This window comes from Gilliamella sp. Lep-s35 (assembly GCF_009795845.1).
Taxonomy (GTDB): domain Bacteria; phylum Pseudomonadota; class Gammaproteobacteria; order Enterobacterales; family Orbaceae; genus Gilliamella.
The window spans coordinates 1-13,187 of sequence record NZ_WTEX01000024.1 but is presented as its reverse complement, the minus strand read 5'-3'; the positions used below and the strand labels follow the sequence as shown (position 1 = coordinate 13,187).

14 protein-coding genes are annotated in these 13,187 nt (G+C 34.4%); 8 read left to right on the top strand and 6 right to left on the bottom strand.

Annotation, left to right across the window (positions count from 1 at the left end; all coding sequences use genetic code 11):
• Positions 1-72 precede the first annotated feature (72 nt).
• A complete protein-coding gene (gene citG, locus GQ590_RS09895; RefSeq protein WP_160408719.1) occupies positions 73-969 on the top strand; it encodes a triphosphoribosyl-dephospho-CoA synthase CitG in 897 nt (298 codons plus the stop codon).
• A gap of 118 nt (positions 970-1,087) precedes the next feature.
• Here the strand turns inward: citG and tolC are convergent, their stop codons facing one another.
• On the bottom strand, positions 1,088-2,434 hold the full coding sequence (gene tolC / locus GQ590_RS09890) for an outer membrane channel protein TolC (protein ID WP_160408717.1): 1,347 nt from the start codon (positions 2,432-2,434) through the stop codon (positions 1,088-1,090).
• 138 nt (positions 2,435-2,572) lie between these two features.
• Here tolC and nudF point away from each other — a divergent pair, with 138 nt between their 5' ends.
• Positions 2,573-3,202, top strand: coding sequence for an ADP-ribose diphosphatase (nudF, locus tag GQ590_RS09885; RefSeq protein WP_160408715.1), 630 nt, complete (start codon positions 2,573-2,575; stop codon positions 3,200-3,202).
• Positions 3,203-3,369: 167 nt separating this feature from the next.
• Complete coding sequence (gene cpdA / locus GQ590_RS09880; protein ID WP_160408713.1) at positions 3,370-4,200, top strand: 3',5'-cyclic-AMP phosphodiesterase; 831 nt, start codon at positions 3,370-3,372, stop codon at positions 4,198-4,200.
• A gap of 58 nt (positions 4,201-4,258) precedes the next feature.
• On the opposite strand, the gene cls is transcribed toward cpdA, so the two are convergent.
• The 5 genes from cls to fldA all read right to left on the bottom strand — a co-directional run bounded on the left by cls (position 4,259) and on the right by fldA (position 7,870).
• Positions 4,259-5,722 (bottom strand): cardiolipin synthase, encoded by a 1,464-nt coding sequence (gene cls / locus GQ590_RS09875; RefSeq protein ID WP_160408711.1) that lies wholly within the window; start codon positions 5,720-5,722, stop codon positions 4,259-4,261.
• A 6-nt stretch (positions 5,723-5,728) separates the two neighbouring features.
• Entirely contained in the window at positions 5,729-6,184 is a 456-nt protein-coding gene (yciA, locus tag GQ590_RS09870; RefSeq protein WP_160400334.1) for an acyl-CoA thioester hydrolase YciA, read from the bottom strand.
• 24 nt (positions 6,185-6,208) lie between these two features.
• Positions 6,209-6,751, bottom strand: coding sequence for an inner membrane-spanning protein YciB (locus GQ590_RS09865; RefSeq protein ID WP_091123532.1), 543 nt, complete (start codon positions 6,749-6,751; stop codon positions 6,209-6,211).
• A 69-nt stretch (positions 6,752-6,820) separates the two neighbouring features.
• Complete coding sequence (fur, locus tag GQ590_RS09860; protein ID WP_160408709.1) at positions 6,821-7,279, bottom strand: ferric iron uptake transcriptional regulator; 459 nt, start codon at positions 7,277-7,279, stop codon at positions 6,821-6,823.
• A 78-nt stretch (positions 7,280-7,357) separates the two neighbouring features.
• Positions 7,358-7,870, bottom strand: a complete 513-nt coding sequence (gene fldA / locus GQ590_RS09855; protein WP_160408707.1) for a flavodoxin FldA — start codon at positions 7,868-7,870, stop codon at positions 7,358-7,360.
• Between the two features lie 177 nt (positions 7,871-8,047).
• Between fldA and sucC the strand changes: the two genes are divergently transcribed.
• The 5 genes from sucC (at position 8,048) to GQ590_RS09830 (ending at position 13,063) form a co-directional block, all read left to right on the top strand.
• A complete protein-coding gene (gene sucC, locus GQ590_RS09850) occupies positions 8,048-9,217 on the top strand; it encodes an ADP-forming succinate--CoA ligase subunit beta (protein ID WP_160408705.1) in 1,170 nt (389 codons plus the stop codon).
• A 27-nt stretch (positions 9,218-9,244) separates the two neighbouring features.
• A complete protein-coding gene (gene sucD / locus GQ590_RS09845) occupies positions 9,245-10,117 on the top strand; it encodes a succinate--CoA ligase subunit alpha (RefSeq protein ID WP_160408703.1) in 873 nt (290 codons plus the stop codon).
• Positions 10,118-10,214: 97 nt separating this feature from the next.
• A complete protein-coding gene (locus tag GQ590_RS09840; protein ID WP_160408702.1) occupies positions 10,215-11,786 on the top strand; it encodes a cytochrome ubiquinol oxidase subunit I in 1,572 nt (523 codons plus the stop codon).
• Positions 11,787-11,806: 20 nt separating this feature from the next.
• Entirely contained in the window at positions 11,807-12,943 is a 1,137-nt protein-coding gene (cydB, locus tag GQ590_RS09835; protein WP_160408699.1) for a cytochrome d ubiquinol oxidase subunit II, read from the top strand.
• A 9-nt stretch (positions 12,944-12,952) separates the two neighbouring features.
• Positions 12,953-13,063, top strand: a complete 111-nt coding sequence (locus GQ590_RS09830) for a cytochrome bd oxidase small subunit, CydX/CbdX family (RefSeq protein WP_160408697.1) — start codon at positions 12,953-12,955, stop codon at positions 13,061-13,063.
• The last annotated feature ends 124 nt before the right edge of the window (positions 13,064-13,187 follow it).

The following is a 13,187-nucleotide window of genomic DNA, read 5'->3' as shown; positions in this document are numbered from 1 at the left end:
ACAATGGATTGGTTTATTGTGCCATTGCAGTACACAACATGATAATTCACATCCCAATAGGTAAAAATAATAATGAATAATTATTATCAGCAAATAGCATTATTAGAACTAAGACTCAATAATGATCCCAATCGATGTTTACCTGCAAAACTGGCAACTCAAGCGCTAATTAAAGAAATTTGCCTGTCACCTAAACCAGGATTGGTTGATATGAATAATAGTGGCTCCCATCGTGACATGGATTTTCAAACCTTTATCCACAGCATCAGCGCCATTAGTCACTGGTTTGAACATTTTTACAACTACGGCAAAACATCAGCTTTAAACGATAACAAGCTGTTTTTAGCTGGCATTAGACCTATTGGTATTGAGTGTGAACAAGCCATGTTCCAAGCCACTAACCAAATAAATACCCATAAAGGGGGAATTTTTGCCTTTGGATTGCTGTTAGGGGCGATAGGCCGATTAGAACAACTCGGCTTGCCGACCAATGCACAAAGCATTTGTGAGCAAGTTTCAGCAATTTGCCAAGGCATCGTCCAGAGCGAACTACAGCAAAATAACCAAGCTAATTCAATAGGCGAAAAGTTATTTAAACGCCACAAACTACCTGGCGCACGGGGAGAAGCTGAATCAGGTTATGCAACAGTTAGAAACATTTCATTACCTATTTATCAAGAAATGCAAAATCACAGTTACGACGAAGAAACCAGCTTATTGCAAGTAATGTTACACTTACTTGCCTTTAATCAAGATACCAACTTGGTTGCACGAGGTGGACTTGAGGGGTTGGCTTTTGTTCAAGAGCAAGCCCAAAAACTGATCAAACAAGGCGGTATTACTCATCCTCAAGCACAGCAAAACCTGCATCAGCTTGATATTGAATTAATTGAACGTAATTTAAGCCCGGGGGGCACAGCGGATTTAATTGCGGTGACGTGGTTTTTGTTTCAGTATAACAAATCATAAAAACCTAAAAACTAATATTTTTGTGAGTATTGTAAAAAATAGATACAAAATTTAATACATAGACAAATATTAAAAGGCGATTATTTCGCCTTTTTTATTGCAATAACTAATACGATAATTATTTTATGGTAACTAAAGTGCTAATTTCTTTTCCTAACATATTGTTTAGATAAACTAAATCGTCAGACGTTAGGGTCCCTACTGCATATTTTAATTGAAGTTGGCTAGTTAAATAATTATATTTTGCATCAGATAAATGCTGTTTTGAACTGTACAGCTGTGTTGTAGCATTTAATACATCAACAATTGTTCGCGTTCCTGCTAGATAACCAGCGTTTGTTGATTCTAATGAACTTTGTGCAGAAATAACTGCTTGTTGATAAGCTTTGATTGCACTAATAGATGACGAAATATTGTTGTACGATGAGCGTACTTGGTTAATCACGCTACGATTGGTGCTTTCTAGTTTTTCGCTGAAGCTCACGTAATTTTGTTGCGCTTGTTCAACTTTAGACATTGTTGCACCACCTGAGAATATAGGTAGGTTTACACTGACGCCAACATAGTTATTCCCCGAATAAGATTTGCCACCATGTGCACTAGGTGCTACGTTGTTACCATATCTATCAGTTTTATTTAAATTGGTTGATGCATCTAAACTTGCTGTTGGTAAATGACCTGCTTGTGAGAGTTTGATTTGTTCACGTGCTATGTCTTGATTTAACCTCATTGTTAATAAATTAAGATTAGATGTTTCGGATTTTTTTAATAATGTACTGATTTGTGTTGGGGGTTCCGTTTTAAATGTATTGGTATTAATACTGGCTAAACTTGAATAAAAACGACCACTTATTTGGCGTAAATCTTCAATTGCATTATTTAGCTCATTTAATGCATTGACTTGCTGTGCAACAGTTAGGTCATGGTTAGCTTGGGCATTTTGTACGTCTTCAATTGTTGCTAATCCGACTTGGAATTTTTGACGAGTTTGTTCTAATTGGCGCCCAATTGCTTTTTTTTGTGCATCAATAAAACTTAATGCATCAAGTGCCTTTAGCACATTAAAATAAGCAACAGAAGTATTTAAGATTAATGTTTGACTTTGGTGTTGATAAGCAATATCAGCAATACTTGCTTGTTTTTTAGTAACATCTAAAGCTTTCCAATTTGAAAAATTAAAAATGCTTTGAGATAGAGCGACTTGGTATAAGTTCCCGCTTTTGGATTTTACACCACTTGTATCACGTCGGCCATGAGTTACGCCATAAGAAGCGCTTAAACCAATCTGTGGTAGTAAACTCGCTCGAGAACCTGAAATTGCTGCGTATGCTTTGTTTTTTTCAGCTAATGAACTGCGTAAATCTGGATTAGTTTCTTTTGCTTGTTCATAAACTTGTATTAAATTTTCAGCAAAGACAGATTGGCTTAACATTAAGCCAACTAAAAAGGTTAAAGTTTTTTTCATCAATCTTCTCTTTAAAAATCATTAAAATATAGTAGTATTTTTAATGTCGTAATTTTAACAGATAATTAGCATATAGTAAGCATAGTTTGTGCCTATTCGCACTTTTTATTCAAATTCAATTTAAATTTGGGATTTCATATGAAAATTAAAAGCAATCCAGTCTATTTTGACAAAAATGATGTAGTTAATTTAACTAAAAAAATTTTGTATAAAGGTTTTTTTTCTTTGTTTGAATATCGTTTTCAGTATCGAAAATTTGATGGTTCAATGAGCGAAGTTGTTACTCGTGAAATTTTGGAACGAGGTCATGCAGTTGTGCTTTTAGCTTATGATGCAAAACGTGATAAAGTTGTATTAATTGAACAAATTCGAATTGCCGCTATTGAAACTCAAAATAGTCCTTGGATGTTAGAACTTATTGCTGGCATGATGGATCATGAAAATGAATCATATGAAGATGTAGCAAGGCGAGAAGCTATGGAGGAAGCAGGAGTCACTGTTGGTCGATGTAAGCCTATAATCAGTTATTTAGCATCGCCAGGAGGCATGACTGAACGATTGCATATTTTGGTGGGCGAAGTCGATTCATCAACCGCTAAAGGCATTCATGGGTTAGACGAAGAAAACGAAGATATTAAAGTTCATGTCGTAAGCCGATCCCAAGCTTATCAATGGGTAGAAGATGGCGTTATTAATAATGCAGCATCCATTATTGCGCTTCAATGGTTAGAACTTAATCACCAGTTATTAAAAAAAGAGTGGCAATAACTTTTTAATAATTAAATTTAATTATTTCTTTCATAAAAGTGCGATCTGTTTTACACTTTAATATAACACTAGGATTTATAATAAAAATTATGTTTCCTTCACAATGTTTATTTTGTTGCTGACATTATTAACCATAATTATAGATTGATAAATAATTGAGGTGAATTTTGGAATCATTTTTAAAACTTCCAATTTTGAATAAAAATTACGGTAAAATATTACATATAACTGATACTCATCTTTTTTCTAATGATGATAGCTCGTTGTTGGGAGTTAATTCTAATGCGAGTTTTTTATCAGTTATCAATGAAATTACACGTAGTAATAAGAAGTTTGATTTAATTGTGGCTAGTGGTGATTTTGTGCAGGATGGTTCTAAAAAAGCTTATGCCCGTTTTGCCGAGCAAATAAATAAATTTAATACGCCTTGTGTATGGTTGGCAGGTAATCATGATAATTATGCTTATATGCAAGATGTATTTGCTAATTATCAACTTGCCGATAATAAAGTAGTTCAATTAGGAAGTAACTGGTTAATTGTTTTATTAAATAGCCAAGTTGTGGGGCAGGCTTATGGTTTGTTACCTGAATCTGAACTTGACTTTTTGCAGAATGTTTTAATTAAGTACTCTTCTAGAAATGTGTTAGTTTTTTTACATCATCATCCTATTAATTCTGGTTGTCATTGGTTAGATCAGCATATCCTAAAAAATAGCGATCAACTTGAGCAAATAGTTAAACAGCATGTTAATATAAAGGGAATTGGTTGGGGACATATTCATCAAAAACAAGATTATGTTTGGCATCATTGCAAGGCATTTGCAACGCCTTCAACTTGTTTTCAATTTAAACCTGAATGCTATGATTTTCAATTATCGAGTGAAGATGCTCCAGGTTGGCGAGAAATTACACTTAATACTGATGGCTCTATTGAGAGTGATGTGTATCGATTAACGGATAATCAGTTTTTACCAGATGTTTCTCAAAATGGCTACTAGTAATTAATAAGTTAGATAGTGCTAAAAAGGAAATGCGAACTTAAGATTTGAGCACCAATTATAGTAATGGTGCAAAAAAATAAAACAGCCGTTCAACTATGTGTTGCCAAATTGGGCGTTGCATCCATTCTTCAGTTTTTACTTTATCTGAGTTAGATAAATATTTTTTTAAGAGTACTGACAACGATTTAGCAAATTCTACATCATCGATCACAGTTGTAATCTCAAAATTAAGCCATAAGCTACGCATGTCTAAATTAACGGTACCAACAAGACTTAACTGATTGTCGATTAAGACGCTTTTGGTGTGTAATAAGTTATCATTAAATTGATAAAGTTTTACACCACCATTTAATAATTCAGAAAAAAAGGCTCGACTTGCCCATTTGACCATTAGTGAGTCATTATTTTTAGGAACAATGATAATGACTTCTACTCCCCGTTGGGCTGCGGTGCAAACAGCATGTAAAATATCATCACTCGGTACTAAATAAGGTGTTGTAAAAATAATTTGCTCTTGTGCTGAGTAAATTGCTGTTAACAACACTTGGTGAATCATGTTTTCCATATAACCAGGACCAGATGCTATTAATTGCATTATATGTTTTTTATCTTCTGGTGGTTCAGCAAATTCAGTTATTTTCGGTAGAGTTAGATGTTTACCTGTTTCTAGCTCCCAATCACTGGCATATATGGCGCTCATTAGCGTTGTTACAGGACCACTCATTCTGACCATAATATCAACCCACTCACCGACATGTTTATTTTGTTTAAAAAAGCGAGGATCGACAATATTCATGCTACCGGTATAAGATATGTAGTTGTCGATAATGGCTACTTTTCGGTGTTGGCGTAAATCTAATCGTCTAAACATAAATCGAAGCAAGTTTACTTGTAAAGCTTCGACAATGATAACACCTGCATCGCGCATTCTTTTATTGGCATCTGTTTTTATAAAATGTCGACTACCAGCAGAATCAACCATTAATCGACAAGTCACTCCTCGCTTAGTTGCTTGTATTAGTGCTTGTTCAACTTCATCAGCTCGACCACCTTCATTCCAAATATAAAATACCATTTCAATATTTGATGTTGCTTTATTTATATCGTCAATTAAACGATCAAAAATTTCGTTAGTTTCACTGAGTAGTTCAATGTGATTACCATTAATTCCATCAAGTCCTGTTTGGTGTTTACAAAGTTGAAAAATCGGTTTACCCACTTGGCTAACATTACTAGTGAAAATATCAGAAAACTCGCTTAGGCGATTAATAAACTTTGAAATAGTTGGACGCATTTTTTGCGCCCGTTTGACGCGCTGTTGACCTAGGTGAGCTTCGCCCAAGGCAAAATAAAGGAATACTCCAACAAGCGGTAGGATATAAATGACTAACATCCATGCAATAACATAAGTTGTAGGTCTTCGTTTAAAGACAATTCGTAATGTTGTTGCAACAATGATCAACCAATAGACAAGAAAGATCAAAGTGCTAATTAAAGCATGAAATGTGGTAAATTGCATACTTAGTTAATTATTAGTTAAGTTTAATTTAGTAAGCGGATCTTTAGTGCAATCATAATTTTGAAAAACTTCTGGTAATGGTTTGGGGTTATTATGCTTATCAACTGAAACATAAGTAAATACAGCATCGGTTATACAAAATCGTTCTGTAGTATCAAATGTATCAATAACTTTTTTAACCCAAACCTCAATACCAATGGTGATAGATGTTTTTCCTGTTTTAATGCATTGTGCGTAACAACAAACAACATCCCCTACCATTGCTGGTTTGTAAAATGTAATACTACTAGCATTAACTGTTACAACTCGATTTCTAGCGATCTCTTTTGATAAAATACCACCAGCAAGATCCATTTGAGACATAATCCACCCGCCAAAAATGTGCCCATGAGGATTGGTATCTGCAGGCATTGCAAGGGTTCTAAGCACTAATTGACCTTTAGGGGCTATATTTTGTGTCATGCTAAAATACTCCATTTGTACAATTTATTTATTGTCTGTATCTTTATTCATATTTTTGTAGATATAGATACCTGATATTAACGATAATAGTAACGATGCACCCGGTAAAATAAATACTTTAAATATCCAGAAGAAATTATCTGTAGTATAGTAGGTCGCACCTAAACTAAATGTACCACATAATATAAAGAAGAAGACCCATAATAAATTTAGTTTATTCCAAATATTTATATCTAACTGTATTTCTTTACCTAGCATTTTTTGAAGTAAATTTTTCTTAAAAATAAATTGGCTAACTAATAAAGCCATAGCAAATAAGAAATTAATAATAGTGACTTTCCATTTGATTATATTGGGGTCACGCATATAAAGTGTGAATCCACCAAAGACCATGATCATCAGATAAGAAATCAACTCTACTTTATCTACTTTTCTATATAAAATAAGAATAAGAAGAAAGCATACCGTTGCTGCAATCATTAATGCTTGAACGCCCACAAAGACATCGTACATTGTTAAAAAAACAAAAAAAAACACAAGAGGAATAAAGTTTAAAAGTTGTTTCATTTGAGTATTAACCTAGTAAAAAGGTAAGTTATCATATTCTAAATAAGCAAAAAGCCTATTGGAATAGGCTTATTTTTTGTGATGAAGTTCAGGATGAGCTTTACAATTACCAGATTGACAATGCCCATAAAGATATAAACTGTGAAAAGTTAGTTTAACACCATATTGTTCGGCAATTTCTTTTTGTCTAGCATTAATAATATCATCACGAAACTCAAATACTTCGCCACAATCCAAACAAATTAAATGATCGTGATGTTGTTGTGTAGCTAGTTCAAAAACTGCTTTGCCACCTTCAAAGTTATGGCGAGTGACAATTCCGGCATCATCAAACTGGTTTAAGACACGATAGACAGTTGCAAGTCCAATTTCTTCACCCATATCAAGTAGTTTTTTATAAAGGTCTTCTACTGTGATATGTTGGCATGAAGGATCTTGTAATAATTCTAAAATTTTTAATCGTGGCAACGTAACCTTTAACCCCGCATTTTTAAGCGCTGCATTATTATCATTATCATGATTTGTCATATTACTTCCCGTTAAGTTATAAATATTTACTCATTATAGAAACTATATATGGTAAATAAAAGAAATCGTTTTAATAGATTAAATTTTCATTTCTATTTTGACTTGATTAACCCAATTGTTGATGCGTTCTTCAGTTAATTCTGGTTGGCGATCTTCGTCAATCGCTAAACCGATAAAATGGGTGTTATCAACCAAGCTTTTTGATGCTTCAAAACTATAGCCTTCAGTTGGCCAATGCCCAACAATTTTTGCCCCTTTAGGTTCAATAATATCACGAAGTGTCCCCATGGCGTCACAAAAATATTCAGCGTAATCTTCTTGATCTCCACACCCAAAAATCGCAACTATTTTATTGCTAAAATCAACTTTTTCTAAGTTAGGAAAAAAATCGTCCCAGTCAGCTTGTGATTCGCCATAGTACCAAGTTGGAATTCCCAAAAATAAATAATTGTATTGCTCAATGTCTTCTTTAGTGGTTTTGGCAATATCAAAAATGTCAGCTTTGTCATTACCCAAAGCTAGTTGGATTTGCTTTGCTACATTTTCTGTATTACCTGTATCACTACCAAAAAAGATACCAACTTGTTTCATATTTTTACCTTTACTATTTACGATATTAAGATATTTTTAGAAGTATATCATTGTCACTAACTATCAGCAATAATCCTAACTTACTCTAAACATAACTTATTATGTGCTATACAATTTATTTATGTTGAATTAAAATTGTTGTCCATTTTACGTTAACTTAGGCTGTGGAATTTCTTTATGAACTTGCATGAATATCAATCTAAATGTCTTTTTAAACAATATAATTTACCCGTACCAGAAGGGTACGTTTGTAACTCAATTGGTGAAGTAGAAGATATATTAGCTGAGCTATCTTCACAGACTGATTTAGGTTCTTGGGTGGCTAAATGTCAGGTTCATGCAGGAGGGCGAGGTAAAGCAGGTGGCGTTATTTGTACTCAAAATTATAGCGAAATAAAGCAATTTGCTGAAAAATGGCTAGGACAATATTTAGTTACTTATCAAACAACCGAGAAAGGCCAGCCAGTTAACAAGATATTAATTGAAAAAGCGTCTAATATTCATAAAGAATTGTATTTGGGAGCGGTGGTTGATCGTAGCTCTAAGCGTGTTGTAATTATGGCTTCGACAGAAGGCGGTGTTGACATTGAAAGTGTTGCTGAAAACTCGCCTCACTTAATTTATAAAACCTCTCTTGATCCTTTAACAGGAGCTTGTGCTTATCAAGGCCGTGAGCTTGCATTTAAATTAGGTTTGACAGGGAAATTAGTAAACCAATTCACAAAGCTATTTGTGAATTTTGCAAAGCTGTTTTTAGAAAATGATGTTTCATTAGCCGAAGTTAATCCATTAGTGATTACTGATTCAGATGAGCTTATTTGTTTAGATGCAAAAGTGGTTTTAGATGATAATGCTATTTTTAGACATCCTAACTTAAATATTTTAAGAGATACAACGCAAGAAGATGAACGCGAATCAATAGCGGCAAAACAAGGCATTAGCTATGTATCATTAAATGGCAATATTGGTTGTATGGTTAATGGTGCAGGTCTTGCGATGGCGACTATGGATATTATTAAACTGCATGGTGGGGAACCTGCTAACTTTTTGGATGTTGGTGGTGGGACAACAAAAGACCGTGTTGCAGAGGCATTTAAGTTGATATTATCCGACAAAAATGTGAAAGCGATTTTAGTTAATATTTTTGGTGGTATTGTTCGTTGTGATTTAATCGCTGATGGAATTATTAGTGCAATTAAAGAAATTGGTCTTACCGTTCCTGTTGTTGTTCGTCTTGAAGGTAATAACGCTGTACTTGCTAGAGAAATTCTCGCTAAAAGTGAATTAAATATTATTACTGCCGAAAGTTTAATAGATGCGGCCCAAAAAATCGTTGCTGTTGCTTAATAATAGGACGCATGGAGAATAGTTATTATGTCAATTTTAGTTAATAAAGAAACCAAAGTTATTTGCCAAGGATTTACAGGTAGTCAAGGAACTTTTCATTCACAGCAAGCGCTTGCTTATGGTACTAAGCTAGTCGGTGGTGTAACGCCAGGCAAAGGTGGTACCACCCATTTAGGTCTACCGGTCTTTAACACTGTTAAAGAAGCTGTTATAGCTACAGGCGCAACAGCAAGTGTTATTTATGTGCCAGCAGCATTTGGTAAAGATTCTATTTTAGAGGCGATTGATGCGGGTATTAAATTAATTGTCTGTATCACTGAAGGCATCCCAACTTTAGATATGCTTATAGTTAAAGAAAAATTACAACAAAAAGACGTCATAATGATTGGGCCAAATTGTCCAGGTATTATTGTTCCTGATGAATGTAAAATAGGTATCATGCCTGGGCATATTCACCTAGCTGGGAAAGTGGGGATTGTTTCACGTTCTGGAACATTAACTTATGAGGCGGTGAAGCAAACAACAGATATTGGTGTAGGGCAATCTGTGTGCGTTGGCATTGGTGGTGACCCTATTCCTGGTAGTGATTTTATTTCTATTTTAGCATTACTTGAGCAAGATCCTAAAACTGAAGTTATTGTCATGATCGGCGAAATTGGCGGCAGTGCCGAAGAAGAAGCAGCTGAATATGTTAAAAAACATGTAACTAAACCTGTTATAGCTTATATTGCAGGTATTTCTGCACCATCAGGAAAACGTATGGGACATGCAGGTGCAATTATTTCAGGAAATAAAGGTACAGCATCAGAAAAATCAAAAATTTTGCAATCTGCGGGCATTACAGTTGTAAAAAGTCTTACGGATATTGCTAATGCGGTAAAAAAACAAATAAAGATGTAGTTTTTTGACGCATATCAATTTTATTCTGTCATTATGAGTGTATAATAGGTAGTAATAACGTAAAAATTTGTCGGCATTTAAGGATTAGGGAGCGCTTATGTTAGATATAGTAGAACTTTCACGCCTCCAGTTTGCACTTACTGCAATGTATCATTTTATTTTTGTTCCATTAACGCTAGGTTTGGCGTTTATGCTAGCAATTATGGAAACAGTATACGTTGTTAGTGGTAAGCAAGTCTGGAAGGATATGACGAAATTCTGGGGAAAACTATTTGCTATTAACTTTGCTGTCGGAGTAGCAACCGGTTTAACTATGGAGTTTCAATTTGGTACCAATTGGTCTTATTACTCGCATTATGTCGGGGATATTTTTGGTGCACCCTTAGCGATTGAAGGTTTAATGGCTTTCTTCCTTGAATCAACGATGGTTGGTTTATTCTTTTTTGGTTGGGATAGATTAAGCAGTGGTAAGCACTTGATGGTTACATGGTGTGTTGCGTTTGGCTCAAATTTATCGGCACTTTGGATCTTAGTTGCTAATGGTTGGATGCAATTTCCTATTGGTTCTGAATTTAATCCGATCAACTCGCGTATGGAAATGGCAAACTTTTATGAGTTAATTACCAATTCAGTTGCTCAATATAAATTTGTTCATACTGTAACAGCAGGTTATTTAACTGGTGCGATTTTTGTATTAAGTATTAGTTCTTACTATTTACTAAAAAAACGAGATATTGGATTTGCAAAACGTTCTTTTGCTGTGGCTGCTACATTTGGTTTTATCATGTCAATTGTTGTTGCAATTATGGGGGATGAAGCAGGTCATGAAATAACAACGGTTCAGCCTGTTAAACTTGCGGCCATTGAAGCTGAGTGGGAAACTCAACCAGCACCTGCATCATTCAATGTTATTGCTTTTCCATCACAAAAAAATAAAGAAAATTTATTTGCAATAGAGATTCCATATGCAATGGGTATAATGACCACACGTTCACTTGATACGCAAGTAACAGGTTTAAAAGACATATTAAAGAATAACGAAACCAGAATTCGTAATGGTATTTTAGCTTATGCAAATTTAGAAAAAATTCAACAAGGAAATCAAGATCCAACAGTTCTTAAAGCATTCGAGGATAATAAATCTGATTTAGGCTATGGTTATTTAGTTAAACGTTTCACTGATCGGGATAATTTGACTATTCCCCAAGCAACGGAAGAACATATCAAAGCTGCGACAGAAGATTCAATTCCTGCTGTTTGGCCATTATTTTGGGCATTTAGAGGCATGGTTGGTTGTGGTTTGTTAATGATTTTGGGAACAGGTATCGCTTTATGGACTACCTATAAAAATAAAATTGGTGAAAAACGTTGGTTATGTCGTTTATTGGTTTTATTTTTACCTTTGCCATGGCTAGCTTGTGAGTGTGGTTGGTTTGTGGCGGAATATGGCCGTCAACCGTGGGCAATACAAGATATTTTACCAACAGGGGTTGCGAATTCTTCCTTAACTCCAGGTGAAGTGTTATTTACTATGATACTTATTTGTGGGCTTTACACGCTGTTCTTGGTTGCAGAAATGTTCTTGATGTTTAAGTTTGCTCGCTTAGGGCCAAGTTCTTTGGGCACAGGCAACTATCATTATGAAAAAACGCAACAGCTAACAGAATAAAGCATAAGGGAGTATACACAATGATTGATTACGAAATTGTACGTTTCATCTGGTGGGTACTGATTAGTGTTGTTTTAATCGGTTTTGTTGTCACAGATGGGTTTGATATGGGTGTGGGTATTTTATTACCGTTTATTGGTAAAACAGATACTGAACGTCGAATTATGATAAATGCAATAGCACCTCATTGGGATGGTAACCAAGTTTGGTTAATTACTGCAGGAGCAGGGATTTTTGCTGCATGGCCAGATGCATATGCAGTGTCCTTTTCTGGATTCTATATTGCGATGATTTTGGTGCTTTGTGCACTATTTTTTAGACCAATTGGTTTTGATTACCGCAGTAAACTAGAGAATTCTAAGTGGCGAAAGTTATGGGATGCAGGTATTTTTGCAGGTAGTTTTGTGCCAGCACTGGTTTTTGGGGTTGCTTTTGGTAATTTATTACAAGGTGTTCCATTTAGATTTGATAACTTTTATCGAGTCTTTTATGATGGCAACTTTTTTGGATTACTTAACCCTTTTGCGCTATTAACTGGTGTTGTGGGCTTAATGTTATTTGTAGCTCATGGTGGAGCATGGTTACAAATGAAAACATCAGGTGAACTTTATTTAAGAGCAAGAAAGGCTACACAAATTGCTAGCTTAATTATGTTAATTGCATTCGTTTTAGCGGGTGTTTGGGTGGTGTTTGGTATTCATGGCTATGAGGTTACTAGCGTAATTGATCATAATGCGGCATCTAATCCATTAGCTAAGACTGTATCTACAGATGCATCGTGGTTAACTAACTATATGAATTATCCTATTTTATGGATAGTACCAGCTTTAGGTGTTGTATTACCGCTATTAACCATTGTTTTTTCTAGTGCAAATAAAAATGCATTAGTATTTATTTCATCAATGTTGACAATTGCTTGCGTTCTATTTACCTATGGTATTGCAACTTTTCCATTTATTATACCTTCAAGCATTATGCCAAATGCAAGTCTGACAATATGGGATTCATCATCAAGTCAATTAACACTTAATATCATGTTTGTTGTTGTTGTTATATTTTTGCCTATTGTTCTTTTTTATACTATTTGGTCATATATCAAAATGTTTGGAAGGCTTGATAAAAATCATATCGAAAATAATAAACATTCTCTTTATTAAGGAACTACTATGTATTACGTTTTATGGTTTATAGGACTTATTGCTACATGTATGCTATCAGTTGTAGTGGGCTTATGGATTGAGCGAAACTGTAGCGAAAAAGAATATAAAAATAAATGATATTAATTAAAAAAATAAAAATAGGTGGCTATTTGCCACTTCAGATTGATGACAAACCTCGATATAATTCGGGGTTTATTTTTTATTTAAACCATAAACAGGATTTTTAATTTGGATTTTATTA